Genomic DNA, 26,208 nt, shown 5'->3' with positions numbered 1-26,208 from the left:
CGACGCCGACTCAGGAGCTCCGACCACCGTGAGCAGCACCCCGCCGTACGGCCAGTCGCCGTTGTGCGCTGTCCAAGTGCTGGGCGGTGGCAGCGCGGGCAGTAGCACGCACGTCAGGTCGCTGGCCGCCGGGCTCGTCGCACGGGGCGTACGGGTCACCGTGTGCGCCCCCGCCGAACTGGAGCGTACCTACGATTTCGTCGGCGCCGGGGCCAATTTCGTGGCCGTGGCCGGGCGCAGCGACCCCGCGGCCGTCGGTACGCTGCGCGCGGCCTGCGTCGGGGCGGACATCGTGCACGCGCACGGGCTCCACGCCGCTGTGCGGGCCGCGCTGGCGTTGCGGGGGCGGCGCGTTCCCCTGGTCGTCACCTGGCACAGTCGGGCGCACGCCGAGGGTGCGCGCGGGCATCTCGTACGCCTGCTGGAGCGCAGGGCCGCCAAGGCAGCCGCCATCGTGCTCGGGGCGTCGTCCGATCTCGTCGACCGGGCCCGCAACCGGGGGGCGCGCGATGCGCGGCTCGCGCCGGTCACCGTGCCCACGCCGCGCCCGTCGGTGAACGCCCACGAGAGCAAGGCGCGCGCCGAACTGGGCGCCGTCGACCGGCCGTTGATCATGGCCGTCGGGAGCCTCGTGCGGCACCGGGGATACGGAGCCCTGCTGGACGCTGCCCGTGCGTGGCGCGATCTCGACCCGGTACCTCTGCTGGTCATCGCCGGAGAGGGCCGTGAGCGGGGCGGGCTTCAGCGCCGTATCGAGGCCGAGGCGCTGCCCGTCAGGCTGATCGGGCACCGTGAGGACATTGGCGAGCTGCTGGCCGTCGCCGACATCGCGGTGCTTTCCAGCCGGTGGGAGGCGCGTTCCCTTCTCGCGCAGGAGGCTCTGCGGGCGGGTGTGCCGCTGGTTGCCACGGCGGTCGGCGGGGTGCCCGAGCTGGTGGGTGACGCGGCCGAACTTGTTCCTTACGGGGACACGGAGGCCCTTGCGGGGGCTGTTGTGCGGTTGCTGGCGGATCCCGCGCGGTGCCAGTGGCTGGGGGAGGCCGGGCGGGCGCAGGCGGCCACCTGGCCGACGGAGGATGAGACCGTCACGCAGGTGTTGAGTGTGTATGACGAGTTGACCGGCTGACGGGCCGACCGGCCCACCCTTCCCGAAGCCCTCCGGGCCGGCGCTAAGCCGTGTGGCGGCGGGCCCTCAGGGCCAGGCTAAGGGCCAGCACCGTTTGCGGGTCGTCCAGGTCGGTGCCCAGCAACTCCGAGATGCGCGCCAGCCGGTTGTAGAGCGTCTGGCGGTTCAGGTGCAGCTCGCGGGCCGTTTCCGCCTTGCGGCCCGCGTGTGCGAGAAACGTCTGCAGGGTGGGCAGCAGCGGCGGGCGCGCCGTCCTGTCGTGGTCGCGGAGCGGGCCGATCGCCCGGTCCACGAAGGCCGCCAGGTCCGGGTGCTCGCGCAGGCGCCAGAGGAGCAGGTCGATGTCCAGGCGGCGGGCGTCGTACCAGGGCCGCTCGGGGAGTCCCTCCGCCGCCGTCGCCGTCTCCGCGGCGTGCCGCAGACCCGCCGAAGCCGCCGTCCAGTTGCCCGCGACGCCGACGACCACGACCGGCGGAATGCCGCCCGCGCGCCCGAGGCCGGCTCGCTCCACCCCGGCCCGCAGCGCCGCCGCGACCCGGTCGGCCACCGCCGTGCGTTCGGATTCGGTGCGCAGGCCGAGCAGCAGCGGTACCCGGCCCTCCACGGGGCGTACGCCGAGGAGTACCGGCACACCCACCGCCGACAACTCCTCCAGGACGGCCCGCGCCAGCACCGCCCAGTTGCCCGTCGGCGACAGCTCGGCCGCCATCCGCATCACCACCGGCAGGAGCGGCCCGTCGCCCGGCTTGAAGCCCAGCACCCTGGCCTGCGCGGGGGCGTCATCGGCGGTGATGCGGCCCTGCGCCAGGTCCGTCAGGAAGTCGCCGCGCCCGCGGGCCGCGAGCTCCTCCTCCTGGCGCGCCTGCATCAGGACGACCGCGAGGATTCCGGCGGCCCGTTCCGCCGCGATCCGGTGCACGGGCAGCAGAGGGGCGGACACCGCGAGCAGGGCGATCCTGGCCCGTACGGCGCCCGCGCCGTGCCCGCCGCCCGGCACGTCCACCAGCACGCCGTTCGCGGGCGGCCCCTCCTCGCGCGCCTCCCGCTGCCCGCGCAGCCCCTCCCACACCTGCAACGGGTCGGCGCAGGCCTCACCCGCCTCGGGTGCGGCGGCGTACAGCAGCTGACCGTCCGCCGTCTCCAGGAACACCGGGTTGGCGGTGAAGTCCGCGAGGATGCCGAGGACCTGCGGGATCCCGCCCCCGCCGAGCAGCGCCTGCGTACACCGCAGGTGGACCTCCTCGGCCCGCCGCAGCAGCGTGTAGTGCCCGTTGACGATCTCGGTGTGGATCTCCTCGGTCACGGACACGAAGGCCACTTCGCGGTGCAGTTGTACGAGCGGCAGCCCGGCCGCCCGCGCGGTGTCCACGATCGTCGACGGCAGCCGGCTGAAGCGCGGACCCAGCTCCACCACCAGCGCCGCGATCTTGCGGTCCGCGAGCCTGCGGACGAAGGCGCGCTGCTCTGCGGGGCGGGTTCCGAGGCCGAGGCCGGTCGTGAGCAGCAGCTCGCCGCCCTTGAGGAGCGAGGCGATGTTCGGGACCTCACCGGCGTGCACCCACCGCACCGTGCGGTTCAGCCGGTCGGCGCCCGCGACGACCTCGGGCAGCCCGCCGCGGAGTCCTGGCAGCTCAAGTGCCCGTTGCACGGTGATACCGCCCTGAGTGTCCATGCGGCGGACGCTACTCGCGTGCCTGTCCAAGGACCATCACCCCGGGGTCACGGGACGGATCCCGGCGCCCCCTGCCCCGACAACTCGTCGCCCCCGCGAGGGCTTTGAGCGACCCCCTGCCTGTTGTGGCATATGTCACGCAGGTGGGTCGCTTCCGGAACCCCGGCGGCTCAGCCGCCGTACGCTCCGCTCGCGGTCAGCCGCAGCGCCGTGTCGATCAGCGGCACGTGGCTGAACGCCTGCGGGAAGTTCCCCACCTGGCGCTGCAGCTTGGAGTCCCATTCCTCGGCGAGCAGCCCCAGATCGTTGCGCAGGGCCAGCAGCTTCTCGAAGAGGATCCGGGCCTCGTCGACCCGGCCGATCATCGCCAGGTCGTCGGCGAGCCAGAACGAACACGCCAGGAAGGCGCCCTCGTCGCCCTCCAGACCGTCCACGCCCAGGGAGTCACCGGACGTCGGGTACCGCAGTACGAAACCGTCCTCCGTGGACAGTTCCCGCTGGATCGCCTCGATGGTGCCGATGACCCGCTTGTCGTCGGGCGGCAGGAAACCCATCTGCGGAATGAGCAGCAGGGAGGCGTCCAGCTCATTCGAGCCGTAGGACTGGGTGAAGGTGTTGCGCTCCGGGTCGTACCCCTTCTCGCACACATCGCGGTGGATGTCGTCGCGCAGATCGCGCCACTTCTCGATCGGACCGTCCGCGTCGCCCGACTCGATCAGCTTGATCGTGCGGTCGACCGCGACCCAGGCCATCACCTTGGAGTGCACGAAGTGGCGGCGCGGGCCGCGGACCTCCCAGATGCCCTCGTCGGGCTGGTCCCAGTGGTCCTCCAGGTAGCGGATCAGCTTGAGCTGGAGCAGCGCGGCGTAGTCGTTGCGCGCCAGGCCCGTCATATGGGCCAGGTGGAGCGCCTCGGTCACCTCGCCGTACACGTCCAGCTGCAGCTGGCCCGCCGCGCCGTTGCCGACCCGGACCGGCCCCGAATTCTCGTACCCGGGCAGCCAGTCGAGCTCGGCCTCGCCCAGCTCACGCTCGCCCGCGATCCCGTACATGATCTGCAGATTCTCCGGATCGCCCGCGACCGCGCGCAGCAGCCACTCGCGCCAGGCCCGCGCCTCCTCGCGGTAGCCGGTGCGCAGCAGCGACGACAGGGTGATCGCGGCGTCCCGCAGCCAGGTGTAGCGGTAGTCCCAGTTGCGGGAGCCGCCGATGTCCTCCGGCAGTGAGGTCGTCGGCGCGGCGACGATGCCGCCCGTCGGGGCGTAGGTGAGCGCCTTCAGGGTGATCAGTGAGCGGACCACGGCCTCACGGTAGGGCCCGTGGTACGTGCAGTGGTCCACCCAGTCGCGCCAGAATTCGGCCGTGGCCTCCAGCGCGGCCTCGGGCTCGGGCAGCGGCGGCGCGTCCTTGTGGGAGGGCTGCCAGCTGATGGTGAAGGCGATCCGGTCACCGGGCGCGACGGTGAAATCGGAGTACGTCGTGAGGTTCTTGCCGTAGGTCTCGGTGTCCGAATCCAGCCACACCGAGTCGGGCCCGGCGACGGCGACGGTGCGCGCGTCGACCTTGCGGACCCAGGGCACCACACGCCCGTAACTGAAACGCATCCGCAGCGCGGAGCGCATGGGCACCCGGCCGCTGACGCCCTCCACGATCCGGATCAGCTGGGGCGCGCCGTCGCGCGGCGGCATGAAATCGGTCACTCTGACCGTGCCGCGCGGGGTGTCCCACTCCGATTCGAGGATCAGTGAGTCCCCGCGATAGCGGCGGCGGGTCGCCGCCGGTGGTCCGGCATCGGCCGCGTGCGCCGGGCCGACCCGCCAGAATCCGTGTTCCTCGGTGCCGAGAAGTCCGGCAAATACGGCATGGGAATCGAAGCGGGGGAGGCACAGCCAGTCGACCGAGCCGTCCCTGCAGACCAGCGCCGCTGTCTGCATGTCTCCGATAAGTGCGTAGTCCTCGATGCGCCCGGCCACGTGCAATCTCCAGTCGAACGGCCGCTGCTGCCCCCGTGGGGCACGTGCGGTCAGGGGATCTTCGACGAGCTCGTTTGGACCCGGGAGCGGGCGGTGATGGTGCCTTCGCCGGCCGGCTCGCAGCGATGTATCCGAGCAGGATACGACGCACCTCGGTGATCTGCGCGACCGTCTCGGCAACGCGAGTCCGCCGAACGGGTGAGCGGCAGGTGAGCGGCAGGTCGAACGAGGTCCGGCGCGTGGCCGGAAGCGTCCTCGCCTCGTCGCTGTTACCCTGGTAACCCGTGGACCGGTGGGCAGAGAACCCCCGACCGCAGCGACGGCGCCTCCCGAAATCCCGGGTCGGCAGCCGGTACGCACCCTCACCTCGCGACCACGGGAGCCCCCTCTTGGCGATGCCGCCCAAATCCATGACGACCAAGCACATCTTCGTCACCGGGGGTGTCGCCTCCTCCCTCGGTAAGGGCCTTACGGCTTCCAGCCTGGGCGCGCTGCTCAAGGCGCGGGGCCTTCGGGTCACCATGCAGAAGCTCGACCCCTACCTGAACGTCGACCCCGGCACGATGAACCCCTTCCAGCACGGTGAGGTGTTTGTCACCAACGACGGCGCCGAGACCGACCTGGACATCGGCCACTACGAGCGGTTCCTCGACGTCGACCTCGACGGCTCGGCCAACGTCACCACCGGCCAGGTCTACTCCACGGTCATCGCCAAGGAGCGCCGCGGCGAGTACCTGGGCGACACCGTGCAGGTCATCCCGCACATCACCAACGAGATCAAGCACCGCATCCGGCGCATGGCGACCGACGACGTCGACGTCGTCATCACCGAGGTCGGCGGCACGGTCGGCGACATCGAGTCGCTGCCGTTCCTGGAGACGGTCCGTCAGGTCCGCCACGAGGTCGGCCGCGACAACGTCTTCGTGGTGCACATCTCGCTGCTGCCCTACATCGGCCCCGCCGGCGAGCTGAAGACCAAGCCGACCCAGCACTCGGTGGCGGCGCTGCGCAACATCGGTATCCAGCCGGACGCCATCGTGCTGCGCGCCGACCGCGACGTACCGCTGTCCATCAAGCGCAAGATCTCGCTGATGTGCGACGTCGACGAGGCCGCGGTCGTGGCCTGCAAGGATGCCAAGTCGATCTACGACATCCCCAAGGTGCTGCACACCGAAGGCCTGGACGCCTATGTCGTGCGCAAGCTCGACCTGCCGTTCCGCGACGTCGACTGGCGCACCTGGGACGACCTGCTCGACCGCGTCCACAACCCGGACCACGAGATCACTGTCGCGCTCGTCGGCAAGTACGTCGACCTGCCCGACGCGTACCTCTCGGTCACCGAGGCGATCCGCGCGGGCGGCTTCGCCAACAAGGCCCGCGTCAAGGTCAAGTGGGTCGCGTCCGACGACTGCAAGACCCCGGCGGGCGCCGCCAAGGAGCTCGCCGACGTCGACGCGATCTGCGTGCCCGGCGGATTCGGCGACCGCGGTGTCAACGGCAAGGTCGGCACGATCACCTATGCCCGGGAGAACAAGATCCCGCTGCTGGGCCTGTGCCTCGGTCTGCAGTGCATCGTCATCGAGGCCGCGCGCAACCTCGCGGACATCCCCGACGCCAACTCCACCGAGTTCGACGCCGCCACCGCCCACCCGGTGATCTCCACCATGGAGGAGCAGCTGGCGTACGTCGAGGGCGCGGGGGACCTGGGCGGCACCATGCGCCTGGGCCTGTACCCGGCGAAGCTCGCCGAGGGCTCGATCGTCCGTGAGGCCTACGGGGACCTGCCGTACGTCGAGGAGCGCCACCGCCACCGCTACGAGGTGAACAACGCCTACCGCGCGGAGCTGGAGAAGAAGGCCGGTCTGGTCTTCTCGGGAACCTCCCCGGACAACAAGCTCGTCGAGTACGTCGAGTACCCGCGGGAGATCCACCCCTACCTGGTCGCCACCCAGGCGCACCCGGAGCTCCGCTCGCGCCCGACGCGCCCGCACCCGCTCTTCGCGGGCCTGGTCAAGGCCGCCGTGGAGCGCAAGACGGGCAGCACGGGCCAGTAGGCAACAGGCGATACGGTTCCGGGGTGCGGGTCTTTTTCAGGAGACCGGCACCCCGGTTCTCATTTGCTTGGAGGATGTACATGGCCATCGAGGACACTCCCGAGGAGTGGCAGGTCACCGCGACCACCACCCCCTTCACGGGGAACAAGACCAGTGTCCGCACGGACGATGTGGTCATGCCCGGTGGCGGTGTGGTGCGCCGTGACTACCAGGTCCACCCCGGCTCCGTGGCGGTCCTCGCCCTCGATGACTCCGGGTGTGTCCTGGTCATCCGTCAGTACCGCCACCCCGTACGGCACAAGCTCTGGGAGATCCCCGCGGGACTGCTCGACGTCCCCGGCGAGAACCCGCTGCACGCGGCGCAGCGCGAGCTCTACGAGGAGGCACACGTCAAGGCCGAGGACTGGCGGGTGCTGACTGACGTCTTCACCACGCCGGGCGGCTGTGACGAGGCGGTACGGATCTTCCTCGCCCGCGATCTCTCCGAGGCCGACTGCGAGCGCTTCGAGGTCGAGGAGGAAGAGGCCGACATGGAGCAGGCCCGCGTTCCCCTCGCCGATCTCGTACGCGGCGTTCTCGCCGGGGAGTTGCACAACAACTGCCTGGTCGTGGGCGCCCTCGCGCTCACCGCCGTGCTCGCAGGCGAGGGCCTCGACACGCTGCGCCCGGCCGACGCCCCGTGGCCCGCACGGCCCTTTGACGCGTAGTGGCCTTGTGAAAAAACGCTGATCCGATTGGGGGATGCCCCCGCCGCGCTCAACCCGGTTCGTCACGATGCGTGAACTACGCTCGGAGTTCCCGGCCGCAGTCGCGGCGGGCTTGTGCGCAGGCGGACGGGAGCGTGGCCCGTGACGGATCAGGCGGTGGACACCAGCGGCACGGCGGCAGGTTCCGCGGCAGGGTGGGCGACGGGTGAATTCTTCGGCAGACAGCGCGAGCTGAAGGCCCTGCGCGCCGACATCGAGCGTGCCGGACTCGACACGATCTCCGGCCGCAAGGCACCCCGGGCCCGCGTCCTGCTGATCGCCGGGCGTCCCGGTTCGGGGCGCACCGCCCTCGCCGGATCGCTCGCCGCGAGCCTCGCGGACACCTATCCGGACGGCGCCCTGCGCGCCCGGCTGACCACGCCGGGCGGCGAGCGCGTCCCCACCGAGCGGACCGCCCGCGCCCTGCTCGACGACCTGGGGATCGCGGCGCCGCCCGGGGCCGGCGAGGACGAGCTGTCCGAGATGGTCCGCGACGCGCTCTCCGTACGGCGCGCCCTGCTGCTCCTGGACGACGCCGTCGACGCCGAGCAGGTCGATCCGCTGCTGCCCGACAACTCCGACTGCCTGGTGATCGCCACCTCGCAGGGCCCGCTGACCGGGATCCCGGACGTCCGGCCGTGCAGCATCGGCGGCCTGGAAAGCGGCGCCGCCGTCGAGCTGCTGGCGCGTTTCGCGGGCGCGGTGCGGGTCACCGTCGATCCGACGGCCGCCGCCGCGCTCGCCGAGGAGTGCGGGGGACAACCCGCCGCTCTGGTGCTGGTCGGCGGCTGGCTCACGGCCCGGCCCAAGTCCTCGGTCGCCGATGTGACCAAGCAGCTGCACGACATGCCCTTCGACTCGGCGCAGCCCACCGGGAGCAGGCCACTGGCCCGCTCCTTCCGGTTCGTGTACGAGTCGTTGCCGCAGACGGCCGCGCGGATACTGCGACTGCTCGCCCTCGCGCCCGCCGGTCTCGCCGACGCGCACACCGCGTCCGCCCTGGCCGGCTGCTCGGTCTCGGCGGCCCAGTCGACGCTGGACGACTTCGCGGGGCTCGGTCTGCTCAGGCGCGACGGCGTGCTCTACGAGGTGCCGGGCTGTCTGGCGCCCCTGCTGCGCGCCCTGATGGAGGACCGCGACCGGCCCGCCGAGGTCCAGCTGGCGCGGGCCAGGATGCTGGAGCGGACCGTGCGTCAGCTCCAGTCCTGCCGGGCGACCACCGAGCCCGACGGCTCCGCGGCCCGCAAGAAGATGGCGGGGCTGCCGCGCGCGTTGCGCTTCCCCAACGCCTTCACCGCCGCCGAGTGGCTGCGGATCCGGCAGGACGCGCTGCTCGCCTCGGCCCGGATCGCGGTCGAGGACGGCGAGCTCGACACCCTGGCCCGGCGGCTCGTCGCCGCCCTGGTGCGGGCGCTGGCGGCCCACCGGGGCACCGAGGCGGCGGCCCCCGAGCTGTACGGGCTGCACCGGCTCGTACTCGCCGTGGCCGAGCGGTGCTCACTGCACCGGGAGCAGGCCGCCGCGCTGCTGAACCTCGCCGACCTGGACGCGCAGACCGGACGTACGCAGGACGCGCTGGTGCGCTACCGGGCCGCCCTGGACGCGGGACGGGCGGCCGCCGATCCGTACGCGACGGCCCGCGCGATGGAATCCGTAGGCGGCGCCCATCAGGATCTGGGGGACTGGCCCCGGGGCGCGGACTGGTACGGCAGGGCGCTCGCGCAGCGGCTGGCACGCGGGGAGCACGCGGACGCGGCGCGGTTGTACGGGCGACTGGGCACCGTGCACACCTATGCGGGGCGGTACGGCGACGCGCTGCGCGACTGGCGGGCCGCCGCGTCCGGGCACCGCCGCCTGGGCGATCTCGCGGGCTACGCAAGGGCGTTGAGCGAGGTGGCCCGGGTGCAGGAGTACGCGGGGCGTCCCGAGGAGTCGATGCGTACCTGTCAGGAGGCCGTGGAGTGGGCGCGGCAGGCCGGTGAGGTGCGGCTTCGGGCCGCGCTGCAGCTGCGACTGGCCGACACGCTCGACCGGCTCGGCGACCCGGCAGCCGCCCGGCTGCACAGGAGCGCTGCGGAAACCTTGCTCGAAGAAGAGGGTTCTACCTGCGAAATCCGTAGCAGTTCGGCGAGAGATTGATGCTTTGTAAGGCTAGACAGCCAGAAATCCTTCATTAGACTGGCTCCGCCGCGTCCTACCGCGGTGTACCCCGGACGTGCCCTACGTATCTGGGTATGTATGGCATTGACCGAATAAATCCCCTGAGCCAAGGACCGTGATCCATCGTGCTGGTCGGCATCCCCCGCGAGGTCAAGAACAACGAGTTCCGGGTGGCCATCACCCCCGCCGGAGTGCACGAGCTCGTGCGCCACGGCCACCAGGTGGTCATTGAGCAGAACGCCGGTGCCGGCTCCTCGATCACGGACGCCGAGTACGTCGCCGCCGGTGCGAGGATCCTGTCCACCGCCGACGAGGTCTGGGCCACCGCCGAGCTGCTCCTGAAGGTCAAGGAGCCCATCGCCGAGGAGTACCACCGCCTCCGCAAGGACCAGACGCTCTTCACCTACCTGCACCTTGCCGCGGGCCGCGCCGTCACGGACGCCCTTCTGGAGTCCGGCACCACGGCCATCGCGTACGAGACGGTCGAGACCGCGAACCGCGCGCTGCCGCTGCTCGCCCCGATGTCCGAGGTCGCGGGCCGGCTGGCCCCGCAGGTCGGCGCGTACCACCTGATGCGCTCGGTCGGCGGCCGTGGCGTGCTGCCCGGCGGTGTCCCGGGCACGGCCGCGGGCAAGGCCGTCGTCATCGGCGGCGGTGTCTCCGGCTGGAGCGCCACCCAGATCGCCGTCGGCATGGGCTTCCACGTGACCCTGCTCGACCGTGACGTCAACAAGCTGCGCGAGGCCGACAAGATCTTCGGCACCAAGGTGCAGACGATCGTCTCGAACGCGTTCGAACTGGAGAAGGCCGTCGTCGAGGCGGACCTCGTCATCGGCGCCGTCCTCATCCCCGGCGCGAAGGCCCCGAAGCTCGTCACGAACGAGCTTGTCGCCAAGATGAAGCCCGGAAGTGTCCTTGTCGACATTGCGATTGATCAGGGCGGTTGCTTCGAGGACTCGCACCCGACCACGCACGCCGAGCCGACCTTCATGGTCCACAACTCGGTCTTCTACTGCGTGGCGAACATGCCGGGTGCAGTTCCCAATACTTCGACGTACGCGCTGACCAACGCCACGCTGCCGTACATCGTGGAGCTCGCGAACCGCGGCTGGGTCGAGGCGCTGCGCCGCGACCCGGCGCTCGCCAAGGGCCTCAACACCCATGACGGCCAGGTCGTTTACCGTGAGGTGGCCGAGGCCCACGGCCTGCCGCACACCGAACTGAGCACGCTCCTCGGCTGACCGGTCAACCCGGTTCGTCAACCTCGCGCATCCGGCCGGACCTTGCCGTGCAAGGGCCGGCCGGATGCGTATCCGACGACTTCTGTGGACACGCTCAACTAGCCGCGAACGTACCGCTTGACCCGTTTCGTGCACCCGCGAAACGCGCAGGTCGAGCCCCCGTTTCGCGTCCCCGCACCCTTGACAGAGGGGTGTTCGGTTGCCGACACAACGGGCCGGGTCCGGCGGATTGTGTTGCTGCGGACCGGTGACACGCCATAGAGTCGCCAACCGTCGGCATGGTGCCACGCTGACCTATCGATAAGTTTCCTGGTCACGTCCAAGGAGGTAAGACGACTTGTGAATGAGTCGACATTTACTCCCGGGGGTGGTCAGCCAGGAATGCCTGCACGGGGCCAGAGCCCATCGGGGCTCGAGGCTGTCGGCTCCGTCGCTGTCCGCACCTTCGCCACCCATCAGCACATGACGACAGCCCACCAGAGCATGGACGGCCTACACGTGAACGCCATGGCCGGCGACCAGAGTGGCGACAAGTCCACCACACGCTTCGCCGATTTCGACGAGGTGCCCGAAGGGCACTTCTACGATCCCGATGCCGAATACGAACCCGACCCCGAGTACGCGGCCACCCTCGCCCCCGACGCTGCACGCCAGCGCCGCGAGCGCATCGGCCCGACCGGACGGCCGCTGCCGTACTTCCCGATCCCCGGTCCGCTGACCTCTCACGGTCCCGCGCAGATCATCGCCATGTGCAACCAGAAGGGCGGCGTCGGCAAAACGACGTCGACCATCAACCTGGGTGCGGCTCTCGCGGAGTACGGACGGCGGGTGCTGCTCGTCGACTTCGACCCGCAGGGAGCCCTGTCGGTCGGTCTCGGCGTGAACCCGATGGAGCTCGACCTCACGGTCTACAACCTGCTCATGGAGCGGGGAATGTCGGCCGACGACGTGCTCCTGAAGACCGCGGTGCCCAACATGGACCTGCTGCCGAGCAATATCGACCTCTCGGCCGCCGAGGTTCAGCTGGTCAGCGAGGTGGCTCGCGAGTCCACGCTCCAGCGGGCGCTCAAGCCGCTGATGGCGGACTACGACTACATCGTGATCGACTGTCAGCCCTCGCTCGGTCTGCTCACCGTCAACGCGCTGACGGCCGCCCACCGGGTGATCGTGCCGCTGGAGTGCGAGTTCTTCGCACTGCGCGGTGTGGCGCTGCTCACGGAGACGATCGAGAAGGTCCAGGAGCGGCTCAACCCCGAGCTGGAGCTCGACGGCATCCTCGCCACGATGTACGACTCCCGTACGGTCCACAGCCGTGAGGTGCTCGCCCGAGTGGTCGAGGCCTTCGACGATTACGTGTACCACACGGTGATCGGACGGACCGTCCGCTTCCCGGAGACCACGGTCGCCGGTGAGCCGATCACCACGTACGCCTCCAACTCGGTCGGTGCGGCCGCTTATCGTCAGCTCGCCAGGGAGGTGCTCGCCCGGTGTCACGCCGAGTGAGTCTGCCGGGCGCCGACGAACTGTTCCGCACGACCGGGGGCATGGCGCTGCAGGGTTCGTCCCCGAGGCGGCCGTCCAACGCTGAGCCGCGGGTGCCGGCGCCCGCACGGGACAGCGACTCCGCGGCCGAGCAGTCCGACGCGCCGTCGTCCTCGCCCGCCAGGGCCGGGGACGGCTTGGAGCACGGCGCGGCCGACGCGGAGTCGGCAGGGCATCGCAGCCGGGCCGCGGACGGCGATCAGGCCGCCGCGCAGGCCCGGCGTCAGCAGGAGAGCCAGCAGCAGGCGCAGCAGCGTCCGGCCGGGCAGCCGTCCGGCGGCCAGCCGCGGCGACGGGGCGGGCGTGGGGCGAACCGGCGGCCGAGCGGGCGCGAGCGCCACGACGAGAAGATCACGGTCTATGTCTCGGCCGAGGAACTGATGGACCTCGAGCACGCGCGGCTGGTGCTGCGCGGCGAGCACGGCCTTGCCGTGGACCGCGGGCGGATTGTCCGTGAGGCGGTCGCGGTGGTCCTCGCGGACCTGGAGTCGCGCGGCGACGCGAGCATCCTCGTACGGCGCCTGCGCGGGCGCTGACCGGCCCGGCGGTAGCCTGCGCGCTACCCCTGCCCGTCTTTTTTCCCGCACTCTGGACCGCGATGCCGCCTACTGACCCCGCCGAGCCCGTCGGCGTCCCCCGCCGCCGTCTGGGGGGCGGCCCGGGTGTGGTCCGTCCACTCCGTCCACCGGGGGCGCCGCGCGACGGCGTGACCCCGGGGGCGGATCTTTCCGAGCCCGACGGTCCGGCGGAGCCGGAGCCCGCGGCGGCGCCCGCTGAGCAGCCAGTGCCCGCCGGTCCGACGGCACCGGCCGGTCCGGTCGCCACACCTGTCGATCCGGTCGCGCCCGCTGAGCCGGTCGCCGTACCCAGCGAGCCTGTGGCGACCGCCGATCCGCCAGTGTCCGCCGGTCTGACCGCATCCAGCGAGCCTGTGGCGACCGCCGATCCGCCCGTACCCACCGGGCCCGGCGACGGGCGGTTCACCGTTCGGCTGGTGAACTTCGAGGGCCCCTTCGATCTGCTGCTCCAGCTCATCTCCAAGCACAAACTCGACGTCACCGAGGTCGCGCTGTCGAAGGTCACCGACGAATTCATGGTGCACATCCGTGCCATGGGCCCGGACTGGGACCTCGACCAGGCCACCGAGTTCCTCGTCGTCGCCGCCACCCTGCTCGATCTGAAGGCCGCGCGGCTGCTGCCCACCGCCGAGGTGGAGGACGAGGGGGACCTCGCGCTCCTCGAAGCGCGGGACCTGCTGTTCGCGCGGCTGCTCCAGTACCGCGCGTACAAGCAGATCGCGGACATCTTCAGCGAGCGCCTGGCGGCCGAGGGCCGCCGCTACCCGCGGACGGTCGGCCTGGAGCCGCACCACGCCGCGCTGCTGCCCGACGTCGTCATCAGCGTCGGCGCCGACGGCTTCGCCAGGCTCGCCGTGAAGGCGATGCAGCCCAGGGCCGAGCCGCAGGTGTACATCGACCACATCCACGCCCCGCTGGTGTCCGTGCGGGAACAGGCGGACGTGGTCGTGGCGCGGCTGCGGGAGGCCGGCGGAGCGAGCTTCGCGACGCTCACCGCGGACGCCTCCGACACCCTGACGATCGTCGCCCGCTTCCTGGCTCTCCTGGAGCTCTACCGGGAGAAGGTCGTCGCCCTGGACCAGGAGGAGGCGCTGGGGGAGCTCATGGTGCGATGGACGGGCGGCGAGACGGCGCAGCCCGTGGTGACGGACGAGTTCGACCAACTGGTGGAGGAGAAGGCGTGAGCGAGCCCGGTACCGTCGCGGATCTCGACCTCGGACCCGCCCTGGAGGCGGTCCTCATGGTGGTCGACGAGCCCGCGACCGAGGAACACCTGGCCAAGGTGCTGGAGCGGCCCCGCCGAGCCGTCGCCGACGCCCTGCGCGAGCTGGCCGACGAGTACGCCGTGCAGGCACGCGGCTTCGAGCTGCGGCTGGTGGCCGGTGGGTGGCGGTTCTACACCCGGCCGCAGTACGCGGCGGCGGTCGAGGCCTTCGTACTGGACGGACAGCAGGCCCGGCTCACCCAGGCCGCCCTGGAGACCCTCGCGGTCGTCGCGTACCGCGGTCCGGTCGGCCGATCAAGGGTCTCCGCCGTACGCGGTGTGAACTGCGACGGCGTGATGAGGACCCTCCTCCAGCGGGGTCTGATCGAGGACGCGGGCGCGGAACCCGAAACAGGTGCGATCCTGTACAGGACGACGAACTACTTTCTGGAGCGGATGGGCCTGCGTGGCCTGGACGAGCTCCCGGAGCTCGCGCCCTTCCTCCCCGAGGCGGATGCGATCGAGGCCGAGACACAAGAGGGTGTGCCGTCGTTCGATCCGGACGCCCCGGACACCGACGCAGACGACAAGACGGATTTTTGATGCGAAGCAGCGGCAGGAACAGCGGAAGCAGCGGCAACGACCGGAGCAAGAGGGGTGCGGGCGGCGGTCGCGACGACAACCAGGGCCGTATCGACCGCCCCCGCCCCGAGGAGCGCCGTTACGACGTCGGCGGTGCCGGTTCCTCCGACGGTGACAGCCGCAGGGGCGGTGGCAGCACCGGTGGTGGTGGCCGCGGCGCGGCCCCGCGCAGCGGTGGCGGCGGCCGTGGCGGCGCCCCGTCCGACGGCAACAGGGGCCGTGGCGGCCCGCAGTCCGGTGGCCGTGGTGGCGCTCCTTCCGGCGGTGGCCGTGGTGGCGCCTCGTCCGGTGGCGAGCGAGGCCGCGGTGGCGCTCCCTCCGGCGGCGAGCGTGGCCGCGGTGGTCCCTCGTCCGGTGGCGAGCGAGGCCGTGGCGGCCCGCAGTCCGGTGGTGAGCGTGCCCGTGGTGGCCCTCAGTCCGGCGGCAGCCGCAGTGGACCCCAGGCCGGCAGCGGTCGCGGCGCGTCCGCGCGCGGCGGTGCCAAGGGCGGTCCCAAGACCCCGCAGAGCGGCAACCGGATCGGCGGCGGCCCCATCCGCGGTTCCCGCACCACCCCGGCCCGCCCGCGCGAGCTCGACGCCAAGATCGAGGAGCGCAACCGCGAGCGGCACGACAAGCCGCTGGTCCAGACCCCCAGGACGCACCCCGGAGCCGAGCAGGAGGGCGAGCGTCTGCAGAAGGTCCTCGCCCGCGCCGGCATGGGATCGCGCCGAGCCTGCGAGGAGCTGATCGAGCGCCGCCGTGTCGAGGTGAACGGCGAGGTCGTCACCGAGCAGGGCAAGCGCGTCGACGTGCACAAGGACGAGGTCAAGGTCGACGGCCTGACGGTCTCCACCCAGTCACACCTCTTCTTCGCGCTGAACAAGCCCGCCGGTGTCGTCGCGACGATGGGCGACCCGGACGGCCGCCAGAACCTCGGCGACTACGTGAACAACCGTGAGACGCGTCTCTTCCACGTGGGCCGGCTGGACACCGAGACCGAGGGCATCATCCTGCTCACCAACCACGGCGAGCTGTCCCACCGGCTGACCCACCCGAAGTACGGCGTGAAGAAGACCTACCTCGCCGCCATCCAGGGACCGCTCCCGCGCGACCTGGGCAAGCGCCTCAAGGACGGCATCGAGCTGGAGGACGGGTACGCCCGCGCCGACCACTTCCGCGTCGTCGAGAACGTCGGCAAGAACTACCTGGTCGAGGTGACCCTCCACGAGGGCCGCAAGCACATCGTGCGCCGCATGCTCTCCGAGGCCGGTTTCCCGGTCGAGAAGCTCGTGCGGACGTCCTTCGGGCCGATCCCGCTCGGTGACCAGAAGTCCGGCTGGCTGCGCCGCCTCACCAATACCGAGGTCGGCATGCTGATGAAGGAAGTCGGCCTGTAGGCCGCACCTTCCGAGAAGCCGTGAGGCTGTGAGGCCCCCGGCCGGTTCCTGTACGTACAGGAACCGGCCGGGGGCCTTTTCTTCGCAGCGCCTGCTGCTTGTGCTGCGGATCGCGCCCCTTTATAGTCACCATGACCATTAAGGGGGCGGGCGTGAGTCTCGCAGACATACTCGAACCACTCCAGCAGCCGTTGGTGACCGTTCTGGACACCCCGGTGAGCTGGACCGAGGTTCTCGGCTTCGGCAGCGGGGCGCTCTGCGTCTGGCTCGTGGCCCGCCAGCACATCGCCAACTGGCCGATCGGCATCGCCAACAACCTTCTCTTCATCCTGCTGTTCACCCAGGCGGGCCTGTACGCCGACGCCGGCCTGCAGGTCGTCTTCATCACCCTCGCCGCCTACGGCTGGTGGACCTGGACCCACGGGGGTGGACCAGGCTCCACGGCCCTCCCGGTACGGCGCACGAGCCGTACCGAGTGGATCTGGCTGTTGGCGGCGGGGGCGGTGGGGACACTCGCCCTGACGCTCCTCCTCGACCGTGCCACGGACTCGACCGTCCCCTTCTGGGACGCCCTGACAACCGCCCTGTCGCTGACCGCGACGTACGGGCAGTGCAGGAAGCGCGTCGAGTCGTGGTGGCTGTGGATCGCGGCCGACGTGGTGTACGTCCCGCTCTACGCCTACAAGGGGCTCTACCTCACCTCCCTGCTGTACGTGGGTTTCATGGCGCTCTGTGTCATGGGGCTGCGGAACTGGCGCCGCGATCTGGCCGCGCGGCGGCCCCGGACCGTGGAGGCGGTGGCATGACGACATCCACGACGACGTACAAGCACGCGCTGGTGCTCGGGAAGTTCTATCCGCCGCACGCCGGACACCACCATCTCGTCCGCACCGCGCAGAGCCGCTGCGAGCGGCTCACCGTCCTGGTGTGCGCCTCCTCCGCCGAATCCGTTCCGCTCGCGGACCGGGTGGAGTGGATGCGCGCTGTGCACCCGGACGCCGATGTCGTCGGCGCCGTCGACGATATCCCGGTCGACACCACCGACCCCGACGTGTGGGACGCGCACATGGCGGTCTTCCTGGCCGCCGTGCCCACCCCCGTCGACGCCGTCTTCACCTCCGAGGCGTACGGCGACGAGCTCGCCCGGCGCTTCGGCGCGGAGTCCGTGTGCGTCGACCCGGAGCGCACGGCTTTCCCGGTGTCGGCGACCGCCGTACGCGCGGACCCCGTCGGCCGTTGGGACTGTCTGGAGCCGCCCGTACGGGCCGCCCTCGCCCGGCGGGTGGTCGTCCTCGGCGCCGAGTCCACCGGGACCACGACCATGGCGCGGGCGCTTACCGGGCACTACCGGGCGCGCGGCGGCGTCTGGGCGGGGACCCAATACGTACCGGAGTACGGGCGGGAGTTCAGCGAGCGGAAACTGACCGCGCTGCGCGCCGAGCGGCCGGACGCGGACTGGCCGGATGCCACCTTCACCTCGGAGGAGTTCCCCCTGATCGCCCAGCGGCAGGCCGACGACGAGGACGCCGCGGCCGGCGCGGGCTCGCCCGTGCTGTTCTGCGACACCGACGCCTTCGCCACCACGATCTGGCACGAGCGCTACCTGGGCGGCCCCAACCCCGAGGTCGCCCGGATCGCGGCCCGGGGCTCGCAGCACCTGTGGCTGCTCACCGACCACACGCGCGTGCCCTTCGAGGACGACGGGCTGCGCGACGGGGAACACCTGCGGCCCTGGATGACAGAACGTTTCCGTACGGAACTCGCCCGTACCGGGCGGCGTTTCGTCACCCTCGGCGGACCGCACGAGGAGCGGCTGGCGGCAGCGGTCGCCGCCGTGGACGCGCTGCTCGCCGAGGGCTGGGGCTTCACCGATCCTCTCCCGGAGCGACGATGACCGGCGCACAGGTGCCCGGTGGCTACGATCCGCACGCCTTCGCGCCGTTCGCCGTCACCGTCGACCTGGCCGTCTTCACCGTGCGCGCCGGGCGGTTGCACGTCCTGCTGATCCAACGGGGGCAGGCCCCCTACGCCGGGGCGTGGGCGCTGCCCGGCGGCTTCGTACTCCCGAGGGAGTCCGCCGAACTGGCGGCCCGGCGCGAACTGGCCGAGGAGACCGGTCTCTCCCAGCAGTCCGCTGCCGCGCTCCACCTGGAGCAGCTGCGCACCTACAGCGAGCCGGACCGCGACCCGCGGATGCGGGTCGTCTCCGTCGCCTACACCGCGCTCGTCCCCGGCCTGCCGGAGCCACGCGGCGGCGGCGACGCGGCGCACGCCCAGTGGATGCCGGCGGACGCGGCGCACGAGCTGGCCTTCGACCACGCGGGCATCCTCGCCGACGCGCGCGAGCGCATCGGCGCGAAGCTCGAATACACCTGCCTGGCCACGGCGTTCTGCCCGCCCGGATTCACGCTGGGGGACCTCCAGCAGGTGTACGAGACGGTCTGGGGCGTGCCCCTGGACCGGCCCAACTTCCGGCGCAAGGTCCTCGCCACCCCCGGCTTCGTCGAGCCCGTGGAGGGCGCCCCACGCCGTACGGGAGGGCGTGGCAAACCGGCCGCCCTGTACCGGGCGGGCTCCGCCACCGCACTGCATCCACCACTTCTGCGCCCGGAAGGACGATCCGCATGAATACGAAGCAGGCAGCCACCGGTTCGCTGATGGGCCTCGCGCTCGGGGACGCGCTGGGATTCCCGACCGAGTTCAGCGACGTACCGGCGATCCTCGCGAAATGCGGGCCGTGGCGCGAGATGGAGCTGCCCAGGCCGGCGATCGTCACCGACGACACCCAGATGACGCTCGCCCTGGGCCAGGGGATACGGACCGCGATGGAACGCGGTGGGCTCGCGCCGCTGCGGATGGCGCGGCCGGTGCGCGAGGAATTCGTCAACTGGTTCCACTCGCCCGAGAACAACCGCGCCCCCGGGCGCACCTGCCTGGTCGCCTGCGAGAAGCTGGACAGCGACCTGCGCTGGCAGGACGCCAGCCAGGTCGGCTCCAAGGGCTGCGGGGCCAATATGCGGGTCGCGCCGGTCGGCCTGGTGCCCGGTCTGAACGACAAGCAGCGGGCGGGGGCGGCCCAGTTGCAGTCCGCGCTCACCCACGGCCACCCGACGGCGCTGGCGGCGAGCGATCTGACGGCCCACGCGGTGTACCTGCTGGCCCAGGGCGCGGAGCCGACCGGCCTGGTGGGTCTCCTGCGCAGTTACGCCTACGAGAACCGCACCCGCTACGACCACCACTGGCTCGGCGACCTGTGGACCCGCTCCCACGACGCCTCGCCGGAAGCGTTCATCGCGCGGGGCTGGGACGAGTGCCTGGCGGTCCTGGAGCGGGTCGCGAACGCGCTGCGTTCGCCGTCCCCGGAAACCGACCCGTGCCTGGCGACCGGCGAGGGCTGGATCGCCGAAGAGGCCCTGGCCACCGCGCTGCTGTGCTTCCTGCTCTTCCCGGAGGAGCCCGTCACCGCCCTGCGCCGGGCCGCCTGCACCAAGGGCGACTCGGACTCGATCGCCTGCCTCGCGGGGGCGTTCGCGGGGGCGCATCTGGGGGCGGGGGCGTGGCCCGAGCGGTGGGCCGAGCGCATCGAGTACCGGAGTGAGCTGCTGAGCCTGGGCGCCCTCTGGGACGCTTGATCACGGCGAACTGTGGTCGTTGCTCAGCAGGCTGACGCGCGGCGCGTCCGGATCAGGAAGTCCTCGACCCTCGCCCGGCCCGGCTCCCGAGGCAGCGGGCTGTTCGGCTCGGCCCTGTCGGCCTCCGTCCCGGCGCGCTCCATCCAGCGCTCCACATCCGGCCACGCGACCTCGCCGCGCTTGACCGCGAGCAGCCGTTCGCGGTCGTCGCCGGCGTCGAGTGTCAGCTCGCCCGTGCGCAGCAGATCGCGGCAACTGCCGAGCAGCCGCAGCAGATGCATGGCGTGCTTCCAGCGCGGGGCGCCGTACTGCCGGACGTCCGCGTCCAGTTTCTTGCGCTGGCCCGCCGCGTACCGCACGAAGGTCCTATGGGCCTGCCTGGACAGGAACGCCGCACGCAGGGATAGCAGTTCCTCGCCGGTCGCGTCGACGTGTTCGACGAGCGGGGAGTGCAGGCACTCCAGGATGTTGGGATTGGCGCGCAGAGCCAGCTCACAGAAGCGCTCCAACTCCCAGGAGAACTGCTCGTCGGCGGGGCCGTCCACATGCGTCGGCGGCTTGTCGAAGCGCCAGAACAGCGGGGTCGGCGCGAGGAAGACGCCGCGGCGGTCGGTGTCGCTGGTCTCCGTCGCGAGACCGAAGGCGCGCGAGCCCATCACGCAGGAGTACACCGTGTGATGGCGTACGAGCTCTTCGGGCGTCGGCACGGACGCGGGAGACGGGATCATGGACCGGATTGTGCCGCAGTCACACCAGGCGGATCGAATCACTTTCCACCGTGATGCGGCGTGGCGCGAGTGGCTTCGGGACCGGTCCGCCCACGACCGAGGCGTCCGCGACCCGGAACTCGCTGCCGTGGCACGGGCAGTTGATGGTGCCGCCTTCGACGGTCTTCACCAGGCGTCCCTGATGGGTACAGGCCGCGGAGAGTGCCTTGAAGGTGCCCGTGTCCGGCTGGGTCACCACGACCTTCTCGGCGCCGAAGGCCCGGCCGCCGCCCACCGGGACCTCCGAGGTCCTGGCCAACTCCTGGTCGGCGGGAGCCGCCTCGTCGGACGGCCCGCCCTCGGCCGGGTCGCTCTCCGGCGGCTTCGGGGGCTCGGGGGCGGGATCGCCGCCACCGCTGTTCTCGTCGCCGTACTTGCCGCAGCCGGCGGCCGGCACGCCGCCGCGGCGCCGGGCGGATGCTCGTCGCGCTCCACGCGTCGCGGGGCCGCATCCCGCCCCCCGCCCCCCCCCGAGGCGTCTCACCGACAGAACGGGTGAAGCCCGGCCGCTCCTGCCGAACTAGGCTGAACGAAGCAGGCGCAGTCGAGGTACGGAGCGAGGAGCACGATGTGGCAGTACGAGCAGTCCGTGGGGCCGTCCAACTGGAGCGGGACGAGGCCGGTCACATGGACGAGCAGGTCAGCGAGCTGCTCACCGCCATCCTGGAGCGCAACGGGCTCACCGCCGACGACCTCATCAGCATCTGGTTCACCGCCACACCGGACCTCCACAGCGACTTCCCGGCCGCGGCCGCCCGCAAGCTCGGCATCGTCGACGTCCCGCTGATCTGCGCCCAGGAACTGGACATCGTGGGCGCGCTGCCGCGCGTCGTGCGGATCCTCGCGCACATCGAGTCGGACCTGCCCAAGACCGGGATCTCGCACATTTACCTCGGCGCGGCCGCCGCCCTCCGCAAGGACATCGCCCAGTGAGAACCGCCCTCGTCATCGGAACCGGCCTGATCGGCACCTCCGCCGCGCTCGCCCTCGCCGGACGCGGGGTCGCGGTCCACCTCGTCGACCACGACCCCGCCCAGGCCCGCACCGCGGCCTCGCTCGGCGCGGGCACCGTGGAGGCGCCCGAGTCACGCGTCGACCTCGTGATCGTCGCCGTACCGCCGGCGCACGTGGCCACGACGCTGGCCGACGCGATGCGGCACGGCGCCGGGCGCGCGTACATGGACGTCGCCAGCGTCAAGGGCGGTCCCCGCCGGGAGCTGGAGGCGCTGGGCTGCGACCTCACGCCGTACATCGGGACGCACCCGATGGCCGGCAAGGAGAGCTCGGGCCCGCTGTCCGGCACCGCCGACCTCTTCGAGGGCCGCCCCTGGGTGCTCACCCCGACCCGTGACACCGACACCGAGGTCCTGAATCTCGCGCTGGAACTGGTCGCCCTGTGCCGGGCCGTGCCCGTGGTCATGGACGCCGACGCGCACGACCGCGCCGTCGCGCTCGTCTCGCACACCCCCCAGCTGATCTCCTCCATGGTCGCGGCGCGGCTGGAGGACGCGGACGAGACGGCCGTACGGCTCTGCGGGCAAGGCATCAGGGACGTCACCCGCATCGCGGCGTCCGACCCGCGGATGTGGATCGAGATCCTCTCCGCGAATCCGGGCCCGGTGGCGGACGTGCTCGCCGGGGTCGCGCTGGACCTGGACGAGACGGTCCGGGCGCTGCGCTCCCTCCAGTCCGCCGACGAGGACAAGCGGCAGAGGGGCGCGCAGGGCATCGAGGACGTGCTGCGGCGCGGCAACGCGGGCCGGGTGCGGGTGCCCGGCAAGCACGGCGCCGCCCCGACGACGTACGAGATCGTGGCCGTCCTCATCAGCGACCAGCCGGGCGAGCTGGCCCGGATCTTCGCGGACGCGGGCAGGGCGGGCGTCAACATCGAGGACGTACGCATCGAGCACGCGACCGGGCAGCAGGCGGGCTTGGTCCAGCTGATGGTGGAGCCGCAGGCGGCGCCCTCGCTCGGGGCGTTCCTGCGGGAGCGCGGCTGGTCGACGCGGCAGTGATCCACGGCGCCCGCCTACGGAGCCCGGCGGCGCCGGCCACGGCGTCCTGGGGCCGGCCTGTCGGGCGGTGACCGGGCCCTCGCGGAGGCCGGACAGCGGTCTGTACGGGGTGGCCCGGCGTAGCCAGTAACCTTGTGCGGGGTAATCATTCGTCCCCGCCACCCCAGCCCGTGTACCAGGAAGGTGTCCGACACCGTGGAAACCGCCGCCCGGACCGCCCCGGCAGCAGTGATTGTCGCCATCGACGGCCCCTCCGGCACGGGCAAGTCGAGCACTTCCAAGGCTGTCGCGGTCGCGGTCGGCCTCAGCTACCTGGACACCGGCGCCCAGTACCGGGCGATCACCTGGTGGATGCTGAACAACGGGGTCGACGTCACCGACGCCGACGCCGTCGCGAACGCCTCGACCAAGCCCGTGATCGTCTCCGGCACCGACCCGGCCGCCCCGACGATCACCGTGGACGGCGTGGACGCCTCCGGGCCGATCCGCACCCAGGAGGTCACCTCCAGGGTGAGCGCGGTCAGCGCGGTGCCCGAGGTGCGGGCGATCATCACCGACCTGCAGCGTTCCATCGCGAAGGGTACCGAGGCCGGCATCGTCGTGGAGGGCCGCGACATCGGTACGACCGTGCTGCCGGACGCCGACCTCAAGATCTTCCTGACCGCCTCGCCCGAGGCCCGCGCCGCCCGCCGCAGCGGCGAGCTCAAGGGCAAGGACTCCGCCGACCTGGCAGCCACCAGGGAAGCCCTGGTCAAGCGGGACGCGGCCGACTCCAGCCGCAAGACCTCGCCGCTCGCGAAGGCGGATGACGCGGTCGAGGTGGACACCACCGAGCTGACGCTCCAGCAGGTCATCGAGTGCGTCGTCACCCTCATCGAGGAGAAGCAGGCCGCCAAGTGACCGCACCCACGCCGCGCGGTGCGGCGGTCGGACGGGGCATCGGCATCGGCCTGATGTACGGGCTGTGGAAGCCGCGTGTCCTCGGGGCGTGGCGGGTGCCCGCGACCGGTCCGGTGATCCTGGCGGTGAATCACTCGCACATGATCGACGGACCGATGCTGATGGGTACGGCCCCCAGGCCGGTCCACTTTCTGATCAAGAAAGAGGCATTCGTCGGCCCCCTCGACCCGTTCCTGCGCGGAATCGGGCAGCTGAAGGTCGACCGTACGACCGTGGACCGCAAGGCCATCACGGACGCGATCGGAGTCCTTCAGAGCGGCGGCGTCCTCGGGATCTTCCCCGAGGGCACCAGGGGCGAGGGCGACTTCGCCTCCCTGCGCGCCGGGCTCGCGTACTTCGCGGTGCGCGGCGGTGCCCCCATCGTCCCCGTGGCGGTACTGGGAAGCACGGAACGCCGCGGACGGTTGATCCAGGGGCTGCCGCCGCTGCGCAGCCGGGTCGATGTCGTCTTCGGCGGCGCCTTCGAGGCCGGCGACGGCAGCGGACGGCGTACCCGCAAGGCGTTGGACGACGCCACGGTGCGCATTCAGGAGCGGCTGACCGCCCACCTGGAAACTGCCAAGCGCTTCACCGGGCGCTGGGCGAAACTTGAGTAGTGGACCACGCGATCGTGGGCCATCGATGATGAACGAGGAACGGACTTCATGAACGACCAGAATCACTCCGGCGACGAGCATGGATCGCTTGGCGACGCCGAGTACGCGGAGTTCATGGAGCTCGCCGCGACCGAGGGCTTCGACCCCGAGGAAGTGGAGGGAGCGCTCGCCGGACACGGCCCGCTGCCCACCCTCGCCGTCGTCGGCCGCCCCAATGTCGGCAAGTCGACCTTGGTGAACCGCATCATCGGCCGTCGCGAGGCCGTCGTCCAGGACAAGCCCGGCGTCACCCGCGACCGCGTCACCTACGAGGCCGAATGGGCCGGCCGCCGCTTCAAGGTCGTCGACACCGGTGGCTGGGAGCAGGACGTACTGGGGCTCGACGCCTCCGTGGCCGCCCAGGCCGAGTACGCGATCGAGGCCTGTGACGCGGTCGTCTTCGTGGTGGACGCCACGGTCGGAGCGACCGACACCGACGAGGCCGTCGTCAGGCTGTTGCGCAAGGCCGGCAAGCCCGTCGTGCTGTGCGCCAACAAGGTCGACGGCCAGAGCGGCGAGGCCGACGCGACCTCGCTGTGGTCGCTCGGCCTCGGCATGCCGCACCCCGTCTCATCGCTGCACGGCCGCGGCACCGGCGACATGCTCGACGCCGTCCTCGAAGCGCTGCCCGAGGCGCCGGCCCAGACCTTCGGCCTGACCGTCGGCGGCCCCCGCCGTATCGCGCTCATCGGCCGCCCGAACGTCGGTAAGTCCTCGCTCCTGAACCGGGTGGCGAAGGAGGACCGTGTCGTCGTCAACGAGCAGGCCGGCACCACCCGCGACCCGGTCGACGAGCTGATCGAGCTCGGCGGCGTCACCTGGAAGTTCATCGACACGGCCGGCATCCGCCGCCGCGTCCACCTCCAGGAAGGCGCGGACTACTACGCCTCGCTGCGTACCGCCGCCGCCGTCTCGAAGGCCGAGGTCGCGGTCGTACTGATCGACGCGAGCGAGTCCATCACCGTGCAGGACCAGCGGATCATCACGATGGCCGTCGAGGCGGGTCGCGCGATCGTCATCGCGTACAACAAGTGGGACACCCTCGACGAGGACCGCCGCTACTACCTTGAGCGCGACATCGAGACCGAGCTGGCCCAGGTCGCCTGGGCGCCCCGGGTGAACGTCTCGGCACTGACCGGCCGCCACATGGAGAAGCTGGTACCGGCGATCGAGACGGCGCTGAAGGGCTGGGAGACCCGGATCCCGACGGGCAGGCTCAACGCCTTCCTCGGCGAGATCGTGGCCTCCCACCCGCACCCGGTGCGTGGCGGCAAGCAGCCCCGCATCCTCTTCGGTACGCAGGCGGGCGCCAAGCCGCCGCGGTTCGTGCTGTTCGCCTCGGGCTTCCTGGAGGCGGGCTACCGGCGCTTCGTCGAGCGCCGGCTGCGCGAGGAGTTCGGCTTCGATGGCACCCCGATCCACATCTCGGTGCGGGTGCGCGAGAAGCGCGGCCGCAACAAGTAGGCAGTGACGGGGGGCGCCCGGTGAGGGCGCCCCGAGTCCTTGGGGCCCGGACGGGTCCCGGGGCTCAGAACCCTCTGCGGGGGGCGGGCGGCAGCGCCGCCGGAAAGTGATTTCCGGTGTGCTGCCGCCCATTGCTGTTGCTGTGCCAGGAACTGGTGTGGCCGCTGTTCATCCCCTGGCCGGAGTGGGTCCCGTAGCCGCCGTGCTGTCCGGAACCGGTCCCCTGGCCCTGGTGCGTCCTCGGGCCGAAGTCAGTGCCCCCCGGATCATCCTCGCCGTTGCGATCTCCGGGCAGAGCCCGGAAGGACCTGAGGTACTCCGAGTACAGGGCGTCGTAGATCGGGGTGTGCGACTGCTCGGCCTGCGGGGCCTGATGGGGAGGGCGCATCGCGGGGATCGGGTTCGGGTACTGCTGATG

24 protein-coding genes are annotated in these 26,208 nt (G+C 71.5%); 19 read left to right on the top strand and 5 right to left on the bottom strand.

Annotated features, from left to right (window positions below):
• Positions 1-28: 28 nt before the first annotated feature.
• Entirely contained in the window at positions 29-1,126 is a 1,098-nt protein-coding gene (locus QMK30_RS24535) for a glycosyltransferase family 4 protein (protein WP_283520479.1), read from the top strand.
• Between the two features lie 43 nt (positions 1,127-1,169).
• On the opposite strand, the gene QMK30_RS24530 is transcribed toward QMK30_RS24535, so the two are convergent.
• Positions 1,170-2,798: a PucR family transcriptional regulator gene (locus tag QMK30_RS24530; RefSeq protein ID WP_283520478.1), complete on the bottom strand. Its 1,629-nt coding sequence runs from the start codon at positions 2,796-2,798 to the stop codon at positions 1,170-1,172.
• Between the two features lie 170 nt (positions 2,799-2,968).
• Positions 2,969-4,771 (bottom strand): glycoside hydrolase family 15 protein, encoded by a 1,803-nt coding sequence (locus tag QMK30_RS24525; RefSeq protein WP_283520477.1) that lies wholly within the window; start codon positions 4,769-4,771, stop codon positions 2,969-2,971.
• 395 nt (positions 4,772-5,166) lie between these two features.
• Here QMK30_RS24525 and pyrG point away from each other — a divergent pair, with 395 nt between their 5' ends.
• The 13 genes from pyrG to QMK30_RS24460 all read left to right on the top strand — a co-directional run bounded on the left by pyrG (position 5,167) and on the right by QMK30_RS24460 (position 19,949).
• Positions 5,167-6,825 (top strand): CTP synthase, encoded by a 1,659-nt coding sequence (gene pyrG, locus QMK30_RS24520; RefSeq protein ID WP_283520476.1) that lies wholly within the window; start codon positions 5,167-5,169, stop codon positions 6,823-6,825.
• Positions 6,826-6,905: 80 nt separating this feature from the next.
• On the top strand, positions 6,906-7,532 hold the full coding sequence (locus QMK30_RS24515; RefSeq protein WP_283520475.1) for an NUDIX domain-containing protein: 627 nt from the start codon (positions 6,906-6,908) through the stop codon (positions 7,530-7,532).
• Between the two features lie 141 nt (positions 7,533-7,673).
• Entirely contained in the window at positions 7,674-9,710 is a 2,037-nt protein-coding gene (locus tag QMK30_RS24510; RefSeq protein WP_283520474.1) for an NB-ARC domain-containing protein, read from the top strand.
• Positions 9,711-9,856: 146 nt separating this feature from the next.
• Complete coding sequence (ald, locus tag QMK30_RS24505) at positions 9,857-10,972, top strand: alanine dehydrogenase (protein WP_283520473.1); 1,116 nt, start codon at positions 9,857-9,859, stop codon at positions 10,970-10,972.
• Between the two features lie 381 nt (positions 10,973-11,353).
• Complete coding sequence (locus tag QMK30_RS24500) at positions 11,354-12,475, top strand: ParA family protein (protein WP_283520472.1); 1,122 nt, start codon at positions 11,354-11,356, stop codon at positions 12,473-12,475.
• A complete protein-coding gene (locus QMK30_RS24495; RefSeq protein ID WP_283520471.1) occupies positions 12,460-13,050 on the top strand; it encodes a hypothetical protein in 591 nt (196 codons plus the stop codon). The genes QMK30_RS24500 and QMK30_RS24495 overlap by 16 nt, the downstream gene beginning before the upstream one ends.
• A gap of 62 nt (positions 13,051-13,112) precedes the next feature.
• Positions 13,113-14,276 carry a segregation and condensation protein A gene (locus tag QMK30_RS24490; RefSeq protein ID WP_283520470.1) on the top strand — a complete coding sequence of 388 codons (1,164 nt, stop codon included), beginning with the start codon at positions 13,113-13,115 and terminating at the stop codon, positions 14,274-14,276.
• Positions 14,204-14,899 carry an SMC-Scp complex subunit ScpB gene (scpB, locus tag QMK30_RS24485; RefSeq protein WP_283520469.1) on the top strand — a complete coding sequence of 232 codons (696 nt, stop codon included), beginning with the start codon at positions 14,204-14,206 and terminating at the stop codon, positions 14,897-14,899. Before QMK30_RS24490 ends, scpB begins: the two co-directional genes overlap by 73 nt.
• The gene (locus QMK30_RS24480; protein ID WP_283520468.1) at positions 14,899-16,317 is read left to right on the top strand and encodes a pseudouridine synthase; all 1,419 of its coding nucleotides are present in this window, start codon (positions 14,899-14,901) and stop codon (positions 16,315-16,317) included. Before scpB ends, QMK30_RS24480 begins: the two co-directional genes overlap by 1 nt.
• A 152-nt stretch (positions 16,318-16,469) precedes the next feature.
• Positions 16,470-17,123: a nicotinamide riboside transporter PnuC gene (pnuC, locus tag QMK30_RS24475; protein ID WP_283520467.1), complete on the top strand. Its 654-nt coding sequence runs from the start codon at positions 16,470-16,472 to the stop codon at positions 17,121-17,123.
• On the top strand, positions 17,120-18,211 hold the full coding sequence (locus QMK30_RS24470; RefSeq protein WP_283520466.1) for an AAA family ATPase: 1,092 nt from the start codon (positions 17,120-17,122) through the stop codon (positions 18,209-18,211). The genes pnuC and QMK30_RS24470 overlap by 4 nt, the downstream gene beginning before the upstream one ends.
• Positions 18,208-18,945, top strand: a complete 738-nt coding sequence (locus QMK30_RS24465) for an NUDIX hydrolase (protein WP_283520465.1) — start codon at positions 18,208-18,210, stop codon at positions 18,943-18,945. Before QMK30_RS24470 ends, QMK30_RS24465 begins: the two co-directional genes overlap by 4 nt.
• Complete coding sequence (locus tag QMK30_RS24460; protein ID WP_283520464.1) at positions 18,942-19,949, top strand: ADP-ribosylglycohydrolase family protein; 1,008 nt, start codon at positions 18,942-18,944, stop codon at positions 19,947-19,949. Before QMK30_RS24465 ends, QMK30_RS24460 begins: the two co-directional genes overlap by 4 nt.
• Before the next feature lie 23 nt (positions 19,950-19,972).
• On the opposite strand, the gene QMK30_RS24455 is transcribed toward QMK30_RS24460, so the two are convergent.
• Positions 19,973-20,677: a nucleotidyltransferase domain-containing protein gene (locus tag QMK30_RS24455; RefSeq protein WP_283520463.1), complete on the bottom strand. Its 705-nt coding sequence runs from the start codon at positions 20,675-20,677 to the stop codon at positions 19,973-19,975.
• A gap of 19 nt (positions 20,678-20,696) precedes the next feature.
• Positions 20,697-21,113, bottom strand: a complete 417-nt coding sequence (locus QMK30_RS24450; RefSeq protein WP_283520462.1) for a Rieske (2Fe-2S) protein — start codon at positions 21,111-21,113, stop codon at positions 20,697-20,699.
• Positions 21,114-21,286: 173 nt separating this feature from the next.
• Between QMK30_RS24450 and aroH the strand changes: the two genes are divergently transcribed.
• The 5 genes from aroH (at position 21,287) to der (ending at position 25,790) form a co-directional block, all read left to right on the top strand.
• Positions 21,287-21,649 (top strand): chorismate mutase, encoded by a 363-nt coding sequence (gene aroH, locus QMK30_RS24445; protein ID WP_283520461.1) that lies wholly within the window; start codon positions 21,287-21,289, stop codon positions 21,647-21,649.
• The gene (locus tag QMK30_RS24440) at positions 21,646-22,731 is read left to right on the top strand and encodes a prephenate dehydrogenase (RefSeq protein WP_283520460.1); all 1,086 of its coding nucleotides are present in this window, start codon (positions 21,646-21,648) and stop codon (positions 22,729-22,731) included. Before aroH ends, QMK30_RS24440 begins: the two co-directional genes overlap by 4 nt.
• A gap of 183 nt (positions 22,732-22,914) precedes the next feature.
• On the top strand, positions 22,915-23,631 hold the full coding sequence (gene cmk, locus QMK30_RS24435) for a (d)CMP kinase (RefSeq protein ID WP_283520459.1): 717 nt from the start codon (positions 22,915-22,917) through the stop codon (positions 23,629-23,631).
• A 53-nt stretch (positions 23,632-23,684) separates the two neighbouring features.
• Positions 23,685-24,287: a lysophospholipid acyltransferase family protein gene (locus QMK30_RS24430; protein WP_283520490.1), complete on the top strand. Its 603-nt coding sequence runs from the start codon at positions 23,685-23,687 to the stop codon at positions 24,285-24,287.
• 48 nt (positions 24,288-24,335) lie between these two features.
• A complete protein-coding gene (gene der / locus QMK30_RS24425) occupies positions 24,336-25,790 on the top strand; it encodes a ribosome biogenesis GTPase Der (RefSeq protein ID WP_283520458.1) in 1,455 nt (484 codons plus the stop codon).
• Between the two features lie 64 nt (positions 25,791-25,854).
• Here der and QMK30_RS24420 read toward each other — a convergent pair whose 3' ends face one another.
• Positions 25,855-26,178, bottom strand: a complete 324-nt coding sequence (locus QMK30_RS24420; protein ID WP_349362108.1) for a hypothetical protein — start codon at positions 26,176-26,178, stop codon at positions 25,855-25,857.
• Between the last annotated feature and the right edge of the window lie 30 nt (positions 26,179-26,208).

It is taken from the genome of Streptomyces sp. H27-C3 (genome assembly GCF_030063415.1).
GTDB lineage: Bacteria > Actinomycetota > Actinomycetes > Streptomycetales > Streptomycetaceae > Streptomyces.
Note: the sequence above shows the minus strand (reverse complement) of the source record. Positions and strands in the feature narration are given on the sequence as shown.